Origin of the sequence: Pseudorhizobium tarimense, assembly GCF_022968135.1 — a bacterium.
GTDB lineage: Bacteria > Pseudomonadota > Alphaproteobacteria > Rhizobiales > Rhizobiaceae > Neorhizobium > Neorhizobium tarimense.
The window spans coordinates 210,398-227,934 of sequence record NZ_JALJRA010000004.1 but is presented as its reverse complement, the minus strand read 5'-3'; the positions used below and the strand labels follow the sequence as shown (position 1 = coordinate 227,934).

At 61.2% G+C, this 17,537-nt stretch carries 13 protein-coding genes; 10 read left to right on the top strand and 3 right to left on the bottom strand.

Annotated elements, in window-relative coordinates; genetic code table 11:
• Positions 1–55: 55 nt before the first annotated feature.
• Positions 56–1,015 carry a galactofuranose ABC transporter, galactofuranose-binding protein YtfQ gene (ytfQ, locus tag MUU54_RS06465; RefSeq protein WP_247243204.1) on the bottom strand — a complete coding sequence of 320 codons (960 nt, stop codon included), beginning with the start codon at positions 1,013–1,015 and terminating at the stop codon, positions 56–58.
• Positions 1,016–1,329: 314 nt separating this feature from the next.
• On the opposite strand from ytfQ, the gene araD1 reads away from it, so the two are divergent.
• The 10 genes from araD1 (at position 1,330) to MUU54_RS06415 (ending at position 12,027) form a co-directional block, all read left to right on the top strand.
• Positions 1,330–2,319, top strand: a complete 990-nt coding sequence (gene araD1 / locus MUU54_RS06460; protein ID WP_247243203.1) for an AraD1 family protein — start codon at positions 1,330–1,332, stop codon at positions 2,317–2,319.
• Between the two features lie 7 nt (positions 2,320–2,326).
• Entirely contained in the window at positions 2,327–3,250 is a 924-nt protein-coding gene (locus tag MUU54_RS06455) for a Gfo/Idh/MocA family protein (protein ID WP_247243202.1), read from the top strand.
• Positions 3,251–3,308: 58 nt separating this feature from the next.
• Complete coding sequence (locus MUU54_RS06450; RefSeq protein ID WP_247243277.1) at positions 3,309–5,135, top strand: IlvD/Edd family dehydratase; 1,827 nt, start codon at positions 3,309–3,311, stop codon at positions 5,133–5,135.
• 82 nt (positions 5,136–5,217) lie between these two features.
• Positions 5,218–6,282, top strand: coding sequence for a multiple monosaccharide ABC transporter substrate-binding protein (chvE, locus tag MUU54_RS06445; protein WP_247243201.1), 1,065 nt, complete (start codon positions 5,218–5,220; stop codon positions 6,280–6,282).
• Between the two features lie 57 nt (positions 6,283–6,339).
• Entirely contained in the window at positions 6,340–7,902 is a 1,563-nt protein-coding gene (mmsA, locus tag MUU54_RS06440; protein ID WP_247243200.1) for a multiple monosaccharide ABC transporter ATP-binding protein, read from the top strand.
• Positions 7,899–9,089 carry a multiple monosaccharide ABC transporter permease gene (mmsB, locus tag MUU54_RS06435; RefSeq protein ID WP_247243199.1) on the top strand — a complete coding sequence of 397 codons (1,191 nt, stop codon included), beginning with the start codon at positions 7,899–7,901 and terminating at the stop codon, positions 9,087–9,089. Before mmsA ends, mmsB begins: the two co-directional genes overlap by 4 nt.
• A 130-nt stretch (positions 9,090–9,219) precedes the next feature.
• Positions 9,220–10,041, top strand: a complete 822-nt coding sequence (locus tag MUU54_RS06430) for a DUF1206 domain-containing protein (RefSeq protein ID WP_247243198.1) — start codon at positions 9,220–9,222, stop codon at positions 10,039–10,041.
• Positions 10,042–10,067: 26 nt separating this feature from the next.
• On the top strand, positions 10,068–10,775 hold the full coding sequence (locus MUU54_RS06425; RefSeq protein WP_247243197.1) for a phosphatase PAP2 family protein: 708 nt from the start codon (positions 10,068–10,070) through the stop codon (positions 10,773–10,775).
• A gap of 110 nt (positions 10,776–10,885) precedes the next feature.
• Complete coding sequence (locus MUU54_RS06420; protein WP_247243196.1) at positions 10,886–11,467, top strand: J domain-containing protein; 582 nt, start codon at positions 10,886–10,888, stop codon at positions 11,465–11,467.
• Between the two features lie 65 nt (positions 11,468–11,532).
• Positions 11,533–12,027 carry a cupin domain-containing protein gene (locus MUU54_RS06415; RefSeq protein ID WP_247243195.1) on the top strand — a complete coding sequence of 165 codons (495 nt, stop codon included), beginning with the start codon at positions 11,533–11,535 and terminating at the stop codon, positions 12,025–12,027.
• A 6-nt stretch (positions 12,028–12,033) separates the two neighbouring features.
• Here the strand turns inward: MUU54_RS06415 and glgB are convergent, their stop codons facing one another.
• Positions 12,034–14,241 (bottom strand): 1,4-alpha-glucan branching protein GlgB, encoded by a 2,208-nt coding sequence (glgB, locus tag MUU54_RS06410; RefSeq protein ID WP_247243194.1) that lies wholly within the window; start codon positions 14,239–14,241, stop codon positions 12,034–12,036.
• The gene (treS, locus tag MUU54_RS06405; RefSeq protein ID WP_247243193.1) at positions 14,238–17,531 is read right to left on the bottom strand and encodes a maltose alpha-D-glucosyltransferase; all 3,294 of its coding nucleotides are present in this window, start codon (positions 17,529–17,531) and stop codon (positions 14,238–14,240) included. The genes glgB and treS overlap by 4 nt, the downstream gene beginning before the upstream one ends.
• Positions 17,532–17,537: the final 6 nt, after the last annotated feature.

Genomic DNA, 17,537 nt, shown 5'->3' with positions numbered 1-17,537 from the left:
GTCGATGCTTCAGGATGAGAGGTGGAGCCAAAACCGCCACCTCCGAGAGCAGGGCTTAGTAGCCGAGGTCCTTTTTGGACTCGTAGACCTTCATCGGGTCGTCAGCCGCCGTGTAGAGCTTGGATTCTGTCTGGATCCACTTCGGCGGCTCCTTCTTGTCGTTCAGATAGGCTTCAAGCGCATCAAAGGCAGGGCCCGCCATGTTCGGCGTCAGCTCGACCGTGGCATTGGCTTCACCGTCTGCCATAGCCTTGAAGATGTCCGGAACGGCGTCGATCGACACGATCTTGATCTCGGAGCCAGGCTTCAGGCCGGCTTCCTTGATGGCCTGGATGGCGCCGACGGCCATGTCGTCGTTGTGAGCGTAAACGGCGCAGATGTCTTGCTCACCGCCTTCGGCCTTGATGAAGCTCTCCATGACTTCTTTGCCCTTGGTGCGGGTGAAGTCACCGGTCTGCGAGCGGGTGATCTTTATGTTGTCGTGTCCGGCGATGGCTTCCTCGAAGCCCTTCTTGCGGTTGATGGCTGGCGAGGAGCCGGTGGTACCCTGCAGCTCGACGACGTTGCACTCCTTGTCGCCGACGTCCTTGACCAGCCACTCGCCGGCAACCTTGCCTTCATGCACCTGATCGGAGGTGACGGCGGTGAGATAGAGATCTTCGGGCGCTTCGATCTGGCGGTCGAGCAGAATGACCGGGATTTCTTCTTCCTTGGCTTCCTTAAGCACGGCTTCCCAGCCGGTTGCGACGACGGGAGCAACGAGGATCGCGTCGACGCCCTGTGCGATGAAGCCGCGGATCGCCTTGATCTGGTTTTCCTGCTTCTGCTGTGCATCGGCGAACTTGAGGTCAATGCCGCGCTTTTCGGCTTCCTGCTTTGTCACCGTGGTTTCGGCTGCACGCCAGCCCGACTCCGAGCCGATCTGCGAGAAGCCCACGGTCAGGGACTGTGCGGAAACGCCTGAAGCCAGACATGCGGAAAATGCGACGGTGAGCGCCGCGAGTGCCTTATTCATCTTAAATCCTCCCAGAAGATGATGGCGAATGGACATCCAAGGTTTTGCATATTGTCATACTTTTGCAAGCGCTTTTTAGCTTGGCTACTGAGAGAAATGGTCTTCAGTGAAGAGGCGTCTCCCTCTAACCGATTGAATTGCAAGGTACTTTATAACTGTCTTGTCCAGACGTGGGTGCCGTTGATGAGGTGGGTGCTCGCTTGACAAGAGGAGGCTTGCTTGAATAGTCGTATTATATTCCGCGCGGATCAAGCCGTGCTGGGAGGAGGGCGCCAACCCGTTGTTGCCGCCGAGAGTGCATAGGTAGAGGATCAATGCTGCGAGTTCTTCAAGTGCGTGACGGCGACAGCCTGAAGGTTGTCGCCTGGGACGGTGTCGGTGCTGCGCGTGTGGTTTCCGGCGCAAGCTCCACATATCAACTTGCCGCGGATGCCATCGCGGCCGGGCAGTCGCTCGAAGAGCGGATCAAATCGCTTGGATACGCAGAAGAGGTCGATCTTCATCGCGCACAAAAGGAGGGCCGTCTGGCGCTTCCGATCTCCCATCCGGATCCGGCGCATTTCTTCGTTGCTGGGACCGGCCTGACGCATCTCGGTTCCGCCGACGGTCGCGACAAGATGCACAAGGCCGCGCAGTCGACGGACAAGCCAACTGATTCCATGCGGATGTTCCAGATGGGCGTCGAGGGCGGCAAGCCGGCCGCGGGGCAGGAAGGCGTGCAGCCGGAGTGGTTCTACAAGGGCGACGGGTCGCAGCTGCGCGCGACGGGCGAAGATCTCGTATCGCCGGCCTTCGCGCTTGATGGCGGCGAAGAGCCGGAACTTGCCGGTATCTATCTCATCGGTGAGAATGGTGTGCCGTATCGCGTCGGCTTCTGTCTTGCCAACGAATTCTCCGACCATGTGACGGAGAAGGGTAACTATCTGTGGCTTGCCCATTCCAAGCTTCGTCAGGCGGCCCTCGGCGCCGAGCTCATCGTCGGTGATCTGCCGGCGCATGTGGAGGGCGCGTCACGCGTGCGCCGCGGCGACGAGGTTATTTTTGAGAAGCCATTCCTCTCCGGCGAAGGGAACATGTCGCACTCGATCGCCAATCTCGAGCACCACAATTTCAAGTACGAAATCTTCCGTCGGCCCGGTGACTTGCATGTCCACTTCTTCGGCACCGCGACGCTTTCCTTCTCAGATGGCGTTAAGACAGAGCCGGGCGATACGTTCGAGATCTCGGCAGAGCCCTTCAAGCTGCCGCTCGTCAACAAGCTGACGGTGGCGGCTGCGACTTCAGTTTTCGTTCGCAAGCTCTGAGGCGCTCATGACCATCCGTCTTGGCATCGTTGGACTGGGCAAGATTGCAAGGGATCAGCATCTCGGCGCGATCCAGGCAACGGACGGCGTCGAGTTCGTTGCCGTCGCGAGCCGCAATGCCGCGCTCGATGGTGTTGCGTCGTTCAACGACATCGAGGAGCTCTTGTCCTCCGATGTGCCGGTGGATGCGGTTTCGCTCTGCACGCCGCCGCAGGGACGCTTCACACAGGCAAAGGCTGCGCTCGATGCCGGCAAGCATGTGATGCTGGAAAAGCCGCCGGGCGCGAGTATTTCGGAAGTGCATGCCCTGGAGGCCCTGGCGAAAAAAAAGGGCCTAACCGTTTTCTCCACCTGGCATTCGCGTGAAGCGGCGGCCGTAGAGCCTACGCGCGCGCTTCTCGCAGATCGCAAGATCCGCAGCGTGTCGGTGGAGTGGAAGGAAGATGTCCGCCATTGGCATCCGGGCCAGGCTTGGATCTGGGAGCCGGGCGGGTTGGGCGTTTTCGATCCGGGCATCAATGCGCTGTCGATCGTGACCCGGATCATGCCGGAGCCGTTCCACCTGGTGCAATCCGACCTGTTCTTTCCGGAGAATCGCGCTGCTCCGATCGCTGCGAACCTGTCCTTCAAAACGTCCAGCGGCGTTCCGGTCGCGGCAGAGTTCGATTGGCGCCAGACCGGGCCGCAGACCTGGGACATCCGCATCGACACCGAAGAGGGGCCGGTCGTCGTCAGCCATGGCGGCAGCCGTCTGTCCGTCGATGGCGAACAGCGGGTGGTGGAAGAGGACCGGGAGTACCGCAACCTTTACAAGAAATTCGTCCGGCTGGTCGGGGAGGGGCGCAGCGACGCCGACTTCTCTCCGCTGGTGCATGTCGCGGATGCCTTCATGCTGGGGCGCCGCCATGCTGTGGAATCTTTCGAGGACTGAGGCTCAGGCCTTGGGTCCCTCCTTACGCGTGAGAACTAACATGACAAACTCTGAGAACATGCCCTCCACCGAGATCGCCGAAACCGATCACAGCCGGGGCGAAGTGCGCAAGCTGCGCTCGCGCGCCTGGTTCGACAATCCGGCCAATGCCGACATGACCGCGCTCTATCTGGAGCGCTACATGAACTTCGGACTGAGCCAGGCTGAACTGCAGTCGGATCGACCGATCATCGGCATTGCACAGACGGGCTCCGACCTGTCGCCGTGCAACCGGCATCACCTGGAATTGGCGAAACGCCTGCGCGAAGGCATCCGCGAAGCGGGCGGCATCGCCATCGAGTTCCCGGTTCATCCGATTCAGGAAACGGGCAAGCGTCCGACGGCTGGCCTCGACCGAAACCTTGCTTATCTCGGTCTCGTCGAGGTTCTCTATGGCTATCCCCTCGACGGCGTCGTGCTGACGATCGGCTGCGACAAGACCACGCCGGCCTGTCTCATGGCCGCCGCCACCGTCAACATCCCGTCGATCGCACTGTCGGTCGGCCCGATGCTGAACGGCTGGTTCCGCGGCGAGCGCACCGGTTCCGGCACCATCGTCTGGAAGGCGCGCGAACTGCTCGCGAAGGGCGAGATCGACTATGCCGGCTTCGTCAAGCTGGTTGCCTCCTCCGCGCCTTCGACCGGCTATTGCAACACGATGGGCACTGCTACGACGATGAACTCGCTTGCCGAAGCACTTGGCATGCAGCTGCCCGGTTCCGCCGCCATTCCGGCACCTTATCGTGACCGCCAAGAGGTCGCCTACCTCACGGGCCTGCGTGTCGTCGAAATGGTCAAGGAAGACCTGAAGCCTTCCGACATCATGACGCGCGAAGCGTTCATCAATGCCATCCGCGTCAACTCGGCAATCGGCGGCTCGACGAACGCGCCGATCCACCTGAACGGTCTTGCACGCCACATGGGTGTGGAGCTCTCGGTCGACGACTGGCAGACCTACGGGGAGGACGTGCCGCTGCTCGTCAACCTGCAGCCGGCCGGCGAATATCTCGGCGAGGACTACTACCACGCAGGCGGCGTTCCGGCGGTGGTCAACCAGCTGATGAAGCAGGGCCTGATCAACGAAGACGCCATGACCGTCAACGGCAAGACCATCGGCGACAACTGCCGTGGCGCCATCATCGAGGACGAGAAGGTCATCCGTCCCTACGAGCAGCCGCTCAAGGAACGTGCGGGCTTCCGCGTCCTGCGCGGCAATCTGTTCTCATCGGCCATCATGAAGACGAGCGTGATCTCTTCAGAATTCCGCGACCGTTACCTTTCCAACCCGAACGATCCTGATGCCTTCGAAGGTCGTGCAGTGGTGTTTGACGGACCGGAAGACTACCACAAGCGGATCGACGACCCGTCGCTCGAGATCGATGCCAACACCGTGCTCTTCATGCGCGGCGCCGGCCCGATCGGTTATCCGGGTGCTGCCGAAGTCGTCAACATGCGCGCACCCGACTATCTCCTGAAGAAGGGCATCACCTCGCTGCCTTGCATCGGCGACGGTCGCCAGTCCGGCACGTCCGGCAGCCCCTCGATCCTCAACGCTTCGCCTGAAGCTGCCGCCGGCGGCGGTCTGGCGGTGCTCAAGACCGGCGACCGTGTCCGGATCGATGTCGGCCGCGGCAAGGCCGATATCCTGATCTCTGACGAAGAGCTGGCGGCGCGCCGACGCGACCTGGATGCGCAAGGCGGCTATCATTATCCCAAGCACCAGACGCCGTGGCAGGAAATACAGCGCGGCATCGTGGGGCAGATGGAGTCTGGCGCCGTTCTAGAGCCGGCCGTGAAATACCAGCGGATTGCGCAGACGGAAGGTATCCCACGCGACAACCACTGAGTTGCAGAGGCCATCGGCAGGGGGCCGGTGGCCAACTTTCCCAGCGGGCGAGAAACAACCCGCGTTACAGGAGGAGAAATTCATGAAGTTCCTGAAATATCTGTCGACCGCCGCCATGCTTGCGTCGATCGCCTTCGCGGCTCCCGCAACCGCCCAAGACAAGGGTCTGGTTGGCGTCGCCATGCCGACCAAGTCTTCCGCCCGCTGGATCGCTGATGGCGACAACATGGTGAAGGTTCTGCAGGAGCGCGGCTATGAAACGGATCTGCAGTATGCAGAAGACGACGTGCCGAACCAGCTGTCGCAGATCGAAAACATGATCGTGAAGGGCGCAAAGGTGCTGGTCATCGCTTCGATCGATGGCACCACGCTGTCGGACGTTCTGCAGCAGGCGGCCGACCAGGACATCAAGGTCATCGCCTATGACCGTCTGATCCGTGATAGCGCTAACGTCGACTATTACGCGACGTTCGACAACTTCCAGGTCGGCGTTCTGCAGGCACAGTCGCTCGTCGACGGCCTCAAGGCGTCGGGCAAGGAAGGTCCGTACAACATCGAGCTCTTCGGCGGTTCGCCGGACGACAACAACGCCTACTTCTTCTATGATGGCGCAATGAGCGTTCTGCAGCCGATGATCGACAGCGGCGACATCGTCGTCGGCAGCGGCCAGACCGGCATGGATCAGGTTGCGACCCTGCGTTGGGACGGTGCGACCGCACAGGCCCGCATGGACGCGCTTCTGAGCTCGACCTATGCCGACAAGCGTCTCGACGGGGTGCTTTCGCCGTATGACGGCATCTCCATCGGCATCCTCTCCTCGCTGAAGGGGGTGGGCTACGGTTCGGGCGACATGCCGATGCCGATCGTTACCGGTCAGGACGCTGAAGTTCCGTCGGTCAAGTCCATCCTTGCCGGCGAGCAGTACTCGACGATCTTCAAGGATACCCGCGAGCTTGCCAAGGTGACGGTCGACATGGTCGACGCCGTCATGAGCGGCAAGGAGCCGGAAGTGAACGACACCAAGACTTACGACAACGGCGTGAAGGTCGTTCCGTCCTACCTGCTGAAGCCGGTCGTCGTGAACAAGGACAACTGGAATGACGTTCTAGTCGGCAGCGGTTACTACACCGAAGACCAGATCAAGTAGCCATCTGAGGGTGCCCGCCACGAGGCGGGCACCCTTTTTGCTATGCGGAGTTTCCGGATGCTTGCACCCGCGGTTTCGGCCGAACAACTACCTATTCTCGAGATGCGCGGCATCTCCAAATCCTTTGGCGCCGTCAAGGCGCTTTCCGACGTCAGCTTCACCGTGCGCGAGGGGGAGATCCACGCGCTGGTCGGTGAGAATGGCGCGGGAAAATCAACGCTCATGAAGGTGTTGTCGGGCGTCTACCCGCACGGAAGCTATGAAGGCTCCATCATCTTCGACGGCCACGAGCGGCGCTTCCACGACATCAACGATTCCGAAGATCTTGGCATCATCATCATCCACCAGGAACTGGCCCTCATTCCGCTGATGTCGATCGCGGAGAACATCTTCCTGTCCAATCCGCCGTCGCGCTTCGGCGTCATCGACCGCTCGGCGGTGCACGAGCGCACCAAGGCCCTGCTTTCAAAGGTCGGGCTGGACGAGGCACCGGACACGCTGATCACCAATATCGGGGTCGGCAAGCAGCAGCTCGTGGAGATCGCCAAGGCGCTGTCGAAGGATGTGCGGCTGCTGATTCTCGACGAGCCGACGGCGAGCCTGAACGAGCGCGACAGTGCGGCGCTTCTCGAGCTCCTGAAGGAGTTCCGCGCCCAAGGCATCACGTCGATCCTCATCTCGCACAAGCTCAACGAAATTTCCGCCGTCGCCGACCGGATCACTGTCCTGCGCGATGGGCAGACGGTCGGCACGCTGGACTGCCATGAAGGCGTCGTCGAGGAAGACGAGATCATCCGGCGCATGGTCGATCGCGACATGGAAAGCCGCTACCCGAAGCGCACGCCGAAAATCGGCGACGTGATCTTCGAGGTTGAGAACTGGTCGGTCTATCACCCGCAGCACTCCGAGCGGCAGGTGGTCAAGAACGTTTCGATGCAGGTAAAGGCCGGCGAAGTCGTCGGGATTTCGGGGCTCATGGGTGCGGGGCGTACCGAATTCGCCATGAGCGTCTTCGGCCGGTCATGGGGCCGAAATATCTCCGGAACGGTGCGTGTCCACGGAAAGGAAGTGGATCTTTCCGACGTCCACCGCGCCATCAAGGCGGGACTGGCCTATGTCACCGAAGACCGCAAGCATCTGGGACTGATCCTGCCGGAAGACATCCGCAAGAACGTATCGCTGGCCCATCTCGGCGGCGTATCCACGCGAGGGGTGATCGACGACATACAAGAGATGAAGGTGGCCCAGGAGTTCCGCAACCGCATGCGCATCAGGAGTCACAACGTCTACCAGGAAACGGGCAAGCTCTCGGGCGGCAACCAGCAGAAGGTGGTGCTGTCGAAGTGGCTGTTCACCAATCCTGACGTGCTGATCCTCGACGAGCCGACCCGTGGCATCGATGTCGGCGCCAAGTATGAAATCTACTCGATCATCACCGAACTAGCCGATGCCGGAAAAGCCGTCATCGTGATCTCCTCGGAAATGCCGGAGCTGATCGGCATCTGCGACCGGATCATGGTGATGCACGAAGGCGAATTCGTTGGCGAGGTGGCCGGGAAAGAGGCTACCCAAGAAAACATCATGCGTGCGATCATGCGCCGCAAAGCGAGGGAAGAATGAGCACTCCGTCCAACACGATCGCTGCGCCTCAGCGCAGCGCCGGCTTATGGAAGGACAACCTTCGCGAATACGGGATGATGATGTCGCTTCTCGCGATCGTCCTCTTCTTCTATTTCGCGACAGACGGCGTTGTCCTTAAGCCGTTGAACGTCACCAACATCATCCTGCAGAACAGCTACATCGTCATCATGGCTCTCGGTATGCTGATGGTGATCGTTACCGGACATATCGACCTCTCGGTCGGATCTGTGGCGGGCTTTATCGGTGCCGTAGCGGCCATGCTGATGGTCCAGTACGACATGAACTTTGTCGTCGCCGCCATCCTCTGCCTGGCCCTCGGGGGGCTGATAGGCGCGATGCAGGGCTTCTGGGTCGCCTATTTCAAGATCCCCTCGTTCATCGTCACGCTTGCGGGCATGCTGGTCTTCAGGGGTCTGATGATTGCGGTGCTGAGCGGGCGTTCCATCGGTCCCTTCGACCCGACATTCCAGAAGCTTTCCTCCGGCTATATTCCGGAGCTCTTCCCGTCGGAAAGCGGCTTCTACCTCACCTCGCTCATCCTGGGACTGGCTCTGGGCGGATTGCTCGTGTGGCAGAACTTCAAGGTTCGAGCGCGCCGCGTCTCGCATGACGTGGAGACAGAGCCTTTCGGTTTCTTCGTTGGCAAGAACCTCCTGATGTTCGCGATCGTCGGTTACATCGCCTACCTGATCGCGGCCCATCGTGGCATGCCGAACGTGTTGATCATCATGGCGCTGCTGATCGCAGCCTATGCCTTCTTCACCAACCGGACGATCTTCGGCCGGCAAATCTACGCAGTGGGCGGCAACGAGAAGGCGGCAGCGCTCTCGGGCATCAAGACGGCGCGGCTGACCTTCTTCACCTTTGTCAACATGGGTGTGCTGGCAGCCCTTGCCGGCCTCGTCTTCGCCGCGCGTCTCAACACCGCAACACCGAAGGCCGGCCTTGGCTTCGAGCTCGACGTCATCGCCGCCTGCTTCATCGGCGGTGCATCGGCCTATGGCGGCGTCGGCAAGGTCACTGGTGCGGTTATCGGCGCCTTCATCATGGGCGTGATGAACAACGGCATGTCGATCCTCGGCATCGGCATCGACTACCAGCAGGTGATCAAGGGTCTTGTGCTTCTGGGCGCCGTCTGCGTTGACGTCTACAACCAGCGCCGCTGACCGATCGAGATTTCGATTTCTGGATGGCCTGCCTCCGAACGAGGTGGGCCATTCTCTTTTCTGGGCGGGAACATCCTGCGGAACCGCTGCAGCCTCCGTGACGTTCGAGGTTCTTTAGGTGGAGGTTTGCATGCCGGATCAGGTGCACTTCGAATGGTTGGCACGGATAGGCTACAGCGCCCGAGGTATCGTCTACATCCTCGTTGGCGCCATGGCGCTGCTGCTTTCGAGCTTCGGAGGGCGGCAGACCGATCAGGAGTCGGCGCTGCAGATTGTTTTGAACCAGCCCTTTGGCTGGATCTGGCTGGCTTTGATAGGTCTTGGCTTGATTGGCTTCATCGTCTGGCGCCTGGCGCAGGGTATTCTCAACGCCGATGATCACCCCCACAATGCGAAAGGCTACCTGATCCGTATCGCCATGCTCATCAGTGCGGCCACGTACACCGGACTTGCATCCTTCGCCTTACGGCACGCCCTGCAGCTTTCGATCAGTGGCGGATCGGGCAACAGCAGGGAAAGCTGGACGGGCTGGCTGATGCAGCAGCCGTTCGGCCCCTATCTCGTCGCCGTCGTGGGGCTTGCGATCATCGGCGGCGGCGTGGCGCAGATCGTGAAGGGGGTGAAACGTCGATACCTCAAGTATGTAAACATCTCGCCAGAACGAAACCGGGTGCTCGACCCCGTCTGTGTTTATGGCCTTGCCGCACGGGGAGTGATCTTCCTCATAATCGGCGGCTTCTTCCTGTATGCAGCCTGGGCCGTTGATCCAAGCCAGGCGGGAAGCACGGCGGAGGCGATGGACTGGGTTCGGCAGCTTCCGTTCGGCAGCATCCTCTATGGTCTCATTGCTCTCGGCCTCTTTGCCTTCGGTGCCTATGGTTTGATCGAAGCAAGGTATCGCATCGTTCGTACACCTGAGTTATCTGATGCCAAGCGCCCGCTGAAGGCGTGAGGGTCGGATAGAGAAGGCAGAGAGTGATGACGGATTATTATCGCTTCGGGCGCAGAGTGATCGACAGGGTCATGACCTTCGAGCCGATCACGCTTGTTTTGTTCGCCGTGGCCGCGGGTGGCCTTTTCCTCTTCTTTCAGCTGACAGGAGAAGTGCTGGAAGGGGAAACGCGAGCGTTTGACGAGAGCGTGCTCTTGTTCTTCCGCAGTCCGGATGATCCCGGCCAGGCGGTGGGGCCGTTCTGGCTTCCGCTGGCGATGGACGACATCACGGCCTTGGGCGGCACAACAGTTCTTACCCTGATGACGGTGCTGATCACGGGCTATCTGTTACTCGCGCGACGCCGGGCAATTGCAATCTTCACCTTAGCTTCCGTTGTCGGCGGCTGGCTGCTGAGTGCTGCCTTGAAGCTTGGCGTCGCTCGACCGCGGCCGGACATCGTGCCGCATTTCGTCGAGGTTCATGATCTCAGCTTCCCGAGTGGGCACGCGATGCTTTCGGCGGTCACCTACCTCACGCTTGGCGTGCTGCTATCGCGTGCGGAGCCTAGCCGCATCACCCGGATCTACACGATCGGGGTCGCCGTGTTTCTCACGCTGATCATCGGTTTGAGCCGGGTTTATCTCGGTGTACATTACCCAACGGATGTTCTCGGGGGATGGTGCGCCGGTGCGACGTGGGCGCTTGTCTGCTGGCTGATCGCCCGCCGCTATATTGCCCCAACCCCGGGTTAGGCAAGCCTATGTGAGGATGGGGAAAACCGGTTTGCGCTTGAGCGAAGCGCCTCCAACCTCTAGACCTTGAGCGGCTGGGCACCGGCCGACCAGAATTCAGGTGGGATACGTTGATCGATCCATACAATATCCTCGGCGTTGCACGCGACGCCGATGCCGCACAGATCAAGACCGCATATCGGCGGCGAGCCAGGAACGCTCACCCGGACACGGGCGGCGACGTCGACACCTTTGCCAAACTCACCATGTCTTATGAGCTCCTGTGCGACCCGGTTCGTCGGAAAGTATTCGACGAGACCGGCTATGACCCCACACTCGCGGACACCAAGGATCTCGAAGGGCTGCTTGTCCTTGAGGGGCTGATCAACGATTTCATTCTCGATGAGCGGGAGCCGGGGAGCTTCGATCCCGTCGCCGCCATGCGGCGCAAGCTGACGGACAAGATCGTCAACGTGCGCTTCCACATTCTGGAACTTGAGCGTCACCGCGCCCGCATCCGCAATCACCTGGACCGCATCGGGCGCCGTCCTGAGACGGACTTCCTGGGCAGCATGATGCGCGCACGCAGCGAATCCATTACCGATGCCATCCGGAAGGCGGAGGCGCAGATCGAAACGATCGAGCAGGCCTATCAGATGCTCGAGGGCTATTCCTACGAGATCGAAATCGAAGCCAAAAGCGCGGCGGAATAACTGCGGCTCTGGTCTCCGCCTCTGCCGGTCCTATGTGCCTAACCTCCAACAAGAGGATCAGGCTTATGAACATCGACCATTTCCTGCTGGATGAAAACGATTGGGTGCCGAACAATCCGCGGCTGCCGGTCATCCTGTATAGCGGCGTCGCGGCAGAGGGTGGGACGCTTGCTGAGACATTCGAGAGCCGGTTCGCCGAAGCCGGCTGGCAGGGCATCTGGCGCAACGGCATTTTCGGCTACCATCATTACCACACGACCGCCCATGAGGTTCTCGGCATTGCGGAAGGCGAGGCGAGGGTGGTGCTCGGCGGGCCTGGCGGAAGACAGCTTGAAGTGAAGCGGGGAGACTGCCTCGTACTGCCGGCCGGGACCGGACACTGCCGGATCAGCGCCAGCAACGACTTCCTCGTGATCGGGGCCTATCCCGAAGGGCAGGACCCTGATCTGAGGAAGAACGACGCCGGCGAAAGCGGGAGGCGCATCATCAGCTCGCTTCCCCTGCCGAAGACGGATCCCCTTGGAACAGAGGGCGTGACATCGCTCTGGCGCAACGGCTAGGCTTCCTCAGCCGCGCCAGCGCAGGTAGATCGTGGACAAGGGGGGCAGCGTCACGGAGATTGATTGCTGCTTTCCGTGCGAGGGATGCTCATCGGTCCAGACTTCGGAATTGCCGAGGTTGGAACCGCCGTAAATCCCGGCGTCGGTGTTGAGGATTTCCGCCCAACGCCCTGCGTTGTAGACGCCGACGCGGTAGCCCTGGCGAGGAACCGGCGTCATGTTGGACAGCGCCAGTACGCAGGAGGAACGGTCTTCGGAGAAGCGGAACATACCGAAGATCGAATTCTCCGCATCATCGCCCACTGCCCATTCGAAGCCTTGCGGGTGGAGGTCGCTGAACTGCAGCGCAGGTTCGTTGACGTAAATGTGGTTCAGATCGCGGATCAGGCGCTGGACGCCGGCGTGCTGAGGGTTGTCCAACAGATCCCAGACCACCGACGCGTCGTGGTTCCACTCCGTGGTCTGCCCGATCTCCGAGCCCATGAAGAGGAGCTTCTTTCCCGGATGCGCCCACATGAAGCCGTAGTAAGCGCGCAGGTTGGCGTGCTTCTGCCAGTTGTCGCCGGGCATCTTGCCGAAGATGGAGCCCTTTCCGTGTACCACCTCGTCGTGGGAGAGCGGCAGCATGAAGCGTTCCGAATAGGCATAGACCATGCTGAAGGTCATCATGCCGTGATGATACTTCCGGTAGACCGGGTCCTCCTGCATGTAGTGCAGGCTGTCGTGCATCCAGCCCATGTTCCACTTGAAGTCGAAGCCGAGTCCGCCTTCCTCCGGCGGCTTTGTGACACCAGGCCATGCCGTCGATTCTTCCGCGACGGTGAAGGCATGCGGGCAGCGGTTGTGCACGATGCTGTTCAGGTGCTTGAAGAACTCGACGGACTCGAGATTTTCTCGGCCGCCGTACTTGTTCGGGATCCATTCGTCGGCATTGCGGCTGTAATCCCGATAAAGCATGGAGGCCACCGCATCCACGCGCAGTGCGTCGACGTGATAGTGCTCCAGCCACTCCAGGGCGCTTGCGATGAGAAATCCCTTCACCTCGTTGCGTCCAAGGTTGTAGATCAGCGTGTTCCAATCCTTGTGAAAGCCTTCGCGCGGATCCTCGTGTTCATATAGTGCGGTGCCGTCGAAACGGGCCAGCCCCCAGACATCCGTCGGAAAGTGGGCGGGCACCCAGTCTAAGATGACGCCGATCCCGGCTGCGTGGCAGCGGTCGATGAAATAGGCGAAGTCTTCCGGCGTGCCGTAGCGTCCGGTCGGGGCAAAGAGGCCAAGCGGCTGATAGCCCCAGGACCCACCGAACGGGTGCTCCATGATCGGCAGCAACTCGATGTGGGTGAAGCCCAGATCTGCGACGTATGGGACCAGCCGCTGGCTGAGCTCGATCCAGTTGAGGTTGCGATTGCCTTCCTCCGGGATACGCAGCCAGGATTCGAGATGGACCTCGTAGACGGAGATTGCGCCCTTGCCCTCGCGGGCGCTCTGATGCGAGCGCATCCAGTCATCGTCCGTCCATCGGAAGGGATTGTTGGACGCGACGATCGAGGCTGTCGACGGGGCGGCTTCGCTTGCCCGCGCAACCGGGTCAGCCTTCTGCGGCAAAGTGTGGCCGTCACGGTCGACGATCTCGTACTTGTAGCGCTCTCCCGGACCCAGACGGGGGAGAAAGATCTCCCAGATGCCGGAAGAGCCGCGCAGGCGCATCGGGTGGCGGCGGCCGTCCCATGAGTTGAAATCGCCGACCACCGACACACGGCGCGCATTCGGCGCCCAGACGGCGAAGCGGACACCCGCTACGCCATCGATGTCGATCGATTGGGCTCCCAGCGTGCGGCCGAGATCGTAATGGGTGCCCTGCGAAATCAGGTGCAGGTCGAGCTCTCCGAGCAATGGGCCGAACGAGTAGGGATCCTCCGTTTCCTGCACTGCATCGGGCCAATGGATGCGCAGGCGATAGCTACGGCGTCCGCCGATGTCGGCGGCATAGAGCCCGCCGCCGAAGACCTTTTCCATGTCGGCGATGACGCTGTCATCCTGCGCGTCGATCACCTCCACGCCAGAGGCGCCTGGTACGAACGCCCGTACGACATTCGTCTGCCCGACGGGATGGCGCCCGAGGATCGAGAACGGGTCCCCATGGCGCCCATCAACGATGGCCTGAAGGGCTCCGTTGTCGATGTGTGCGAGCAGGTCAGCGCGCTCGAGGTTCATCGTGCATTCTCCGTGAGCCTTTTTGCGATTTCCGAAAAGCCGCCCAAGGGGATCGGGAGCCATTTCGGGCGGTTGCGTGCCTCATAGCCAATCTCGTAGGCCGCCTTTTCCAACAGGAAGAGGTCGAGCACGGCGCGATAGGTTTCTTCCGGCATGGCGAGCGCTCCGCTTTCGCTGATGGCTTCGCGGTAGCGCTCCAGGAACGCCTGCTCCGCCTTCTCGCCGAAGTGGTGGACGATGGAGTGACGGTGCGACTGGTCGCCATCCACCACCGCGTCCTGCTCGAGATCGGCAGTTGCTGAAAGGTAGCTGAGCGAGCGCAGGAAGCCTGCAACGTCTCTCAATGGGCTCGATTTCGCGCGCCTCTCGGCAAGATCGCGTGCCGGCTCGCCCTCGAAGTCGATGAGGTAGGCGTCGCTTTCGGCGACCAGGATCTGGCCAAGATGGAAGTCGCCATGATGGCGGGTCATCAGCGTCCCGACACCTGCGTCGGCGAGCTTGCCGACGGATGCCAGGAGTTCGTCGCGACGGTCGAGAAGCGGCTGCACCAACTGCGCGGTTTTCGGCTCCAGCCTATCTTTCTCATCACGCAGGATGTCGAGACCGGTGTTGATCTGGTCGATGACCGACTGCCGCCATGCATCGACGTCGCTGCGGCCGGCTTCGATCGGACGGAAGTCCGGATCGTCGGTCGACTGCGACAGCGCGACATGCAGTTCACCCAGACGCTGACCGACGGTTCCGGCGAAGTCGATCAGCGGCCGGAACTGATCGGCAATCGCTTCATCTTCTTCGGCCGTCACCATGACCTCGTCGATGCCGCGGCGCAGATTGCCGAGCATCCAGGTCCAGGCATCGCCCTGGTTGCGGATTGCACCCTGGACGATGATCAGCGTGTAGCGCGTGCCATCTGGAGCGGTGCGCGCGACTTCGCCGAGCAGCGGGGCCGTGTTCTTGTAGCCCACCTTCGTCAGATACCGCGTCATCTCCACTTCCGGATGAACACCCGGGAAGATCTTGCGGATCAGCTTCACCATGGCCCGCTCGCCGACGATCAGCGAGCTATTGGATTGCTCGGCAGACAGCCAGTGGACGTTCATGTCCTCGGTGATCTCCATGCAGTCGAGTTCGTCGGTACCGATGAACTCTAGCGTTCCCGCACGGCCGGATACGTTGGACCGTTCGCAAAGCGCGCGGACGACTGCTCGTGCCATGGTTTCAAGAGCGAATCCGTCGGTGAGGAAACCGACGCGGCGGCCTTGGCGGATGCGGGCGAGTGCCAGCTGCTGCGCCAGAATTGGCGGCTGCGTCTCGTCCCAGGCCGGCGCGAGGGGCAGGAGGTAGGTTTCCCTTCGCCCCTCAAGCTCAGCCTCTAGTTCGCCGAGCAGCATGTTGCCGCCGAAGGGTAGGGGTGTGGCCGCCACCAGGTTTGCGCTCTTCAGCGTCTGACCCTTGGAGCCGAACCACCGGCGTTTCGACAGATAGGCCGGCAGGATCTCGCGCGACATCGTACCCGACAGACGCGGCTCGTCGACGAGCTCGTAAAGGTCGCGGCGGATGACCATCGTCACCATATCCGCCATCTGCTCCGGCGGTTCGGTACGCCAGGCCGGACCATCCGCCTCCGCAACCAGCTGGAACCAGAAGAAGCCGTAGGGCGGCATCGTCATCAGGTAGCTCAGCTGGCCGATGGGCGGGAAGGGCGACATGCCCGTCAACTCAATCGGAACGCGTCCCTGGAACTCGTGGAGGTCCAGCTCTACCGCCTGAGGGAGGCGCGAAAGGTTTGCGACGCAAAGGATCGTCTCGCCGTTGTATTCACGGAGATAGGCGAGCACCTTGCGGTTGCCCGGCGCCAGGAAGCGCAGGCTCCCGCGGCCGAAGGCGCTGTGCTTGCCGCGCAGCGACAGCATTCGCCTTGTCCAATTGAGAAGCGAATGCGCGTCAGCGGACTGCGCCTCGACGTTCAGAGCTTCGTAGCCGTAAAGCGGATCCATCACCGGCGGCAGAACGAGGCGTGCCGGGTCAGCCTTGGAGAAGCCGCCGTTGCGGTCGGGCGACCACTGCATCGGCGTGCGTACACCGTCGCGGTCACCAAGATAAATGTTGTCGCCCATACCGATCTCATCGCCGTAGTACAGGACTGGCGTGCCCGGCATGGACAGGAGAAGCGCATTCATCAGTTCGATGCGGCGTCGGTCGCGCTCCATCAGCGGCGCGAGGCGGCGGCGAATGCCGAGGTTGATGCGCGCGCGGCGGTCGGCCGCGTAGGTGTTCCAGAGGTAGTCGCGCTCCTCATCCGTCACCATTTCGAGCGTCAACTCGTCGTGGTTTCGCAGGAAGATCGCCCATTGGCAGTTTTCGGGGATTTCCGGCGTCTGGCGCATAATATCGGTGATCGGGAAGCGATCTTCTTTGGCGATTGCCATGTACATGCGCGGCATCAGCGGGAAGTGAAATGCCATATTGCACTCGTCGCCGTCGCCGAAATACTCGCTCGTATCTTCAGGCCACTGGTTGGCTTCTGCCAACAACATCTTGCCCGGATGCGTCGAATCGAGCGCTGCACGGATCTTCTTCAGGATCTCGTGCGTCTCGGGTAGGTTCTCGTTGATCGTGCCTTCGCGTTCGATCAGGTATGGGATTGCGTCAAGCCGGAACCCGTCGATTCCGGTCTCCAGCCAGAACCGCATCACCTCCAGCAATTCCTCCAGCACCGCCGGATTGTCGAAGTTTAGGTCCGGCTGGTGGGAGTAGAAGCGGTGCCAGTAGTATGCGCCGGCAACAGGATCCCAGGTCCAGTTCGACTTCTCGGTGTCGAGGAAGATGATGCGCGTTTCGGGAAACTTCTGGTCAGTGTCGGACCAGACGTAGAAATCGCGCTCCGGCGATCCGGCAGGCGCATGGCGCGCGCGCTGGAACCACGGGTGCTGGTCGGAGGTGTGGTTGATCACCAGCTCGATGATGACCCTGATCCCGCGCTCGTGGGCTGCGTCGACGAACGCCTTGAACTCTTCGACCGTGCCATAGTCGGGGCTGACATCTCCGTAGTCGGCGATGTCGTAGCCGTCGTCCCTGCGTGGCGAGGGGAAGAAGGGCAGCAACCAGATGGCTGTCGCGCCAAGGGAGGCGACGTGGTCGAGCTTCTCGTGAAGTCCCTTGAAATCGCCAATGCCGTCGCCGTTGGCGTCGAAGAACGACTTGACGTGCAGCTGGTAGATGATTGCGTCCTTGTACCACAGCGGGTCCGTGCCCGTCGGGTTCTGCGCCTGCGCCTGCAGGGTATCCATGCATAT

Bases quoted from the DNA above. Each gene is read 5' to 3' on its own strand.
- mmsB (WP_247243199.1), top strand. From the start codon at position 7,899: ATGAGCACTCCGTCCAACACGATCGCTGCGCCTCAGCGCAGCGCCGGC.
- MUU54_RS06415 (WP_247243195.1), top strand. From the start codon at position 11,533: ATGAACATCGACCATTTCCTGCTGGATGAAAACGATTGGGTGCCGAAC.
- MUU54_RS06430 (WP_247243198.1), top strand. From the start codon at position 9,220: ATGCCGGATCAGGTGCACTTCGAATGGTTGGCACGGATAGGCTACAGC.
- treS (WP_247243193.1), bottom strand. From the start codon at position 17,531: ATGGATACCCTGCAGGCGCAGGCGCAGAACCCGACGGGCACGGACCCG.
- MUU54_RS06425 (WP_247243197.1), top strand. From the start codon at position 10,068: ATGACGGATTATTATCGCTTCGGGCGCAGAGTGATCGACAGGGTCATG.
- araD1 (WP_247243203.1), top strand. From the start codon at position 1,330: ATGCTGCGAGTTCTTCAAGTGCGTGACGGCGACAGCCTGAAGGTTGTC.
- MUU54_RS06455 (WP_247243202.1), top strand. From the start codon at position 2,327: ATGACCATCCGTCTTGGCATCGTTGGACTGGGCAAGATTGCAAGGGAT.
- mmsA (WP_247243200.1), top strand. From the start codon at position 6,340: ATGCTTGCACCCGCGGTTTCGGCCGAACAACTACCTATTCTCGAGATG.
- glgB (WP_247243194.1), bottom strand. From the start codon at position 14,241: ATGAACCTCGAGCGCGCTGACCTGCTCGCACACATCGACAACGGAGCC.
- MUU54_RS06450 (WP_247243277.1), top strand. From the start codon at position 3,309: ATGCCCTCCACCGAGATCGCCGAAACCGATCACAGCCGGGGCGAAGTG.
- chvE (WP_247243201.1), top strand. From the start codon at position 5,218: ATGAAGTTCCTGAAATATCTGTCGACCGCCGCCATGCTTGCGTCGATC.
- ytfQ (WP_247243204.1), bottom strand. From the start codon at position 1,015: ATGAATAAGGCACTCGCGGCGCTCACCGTCGCATTTTCCGCATGTCTG.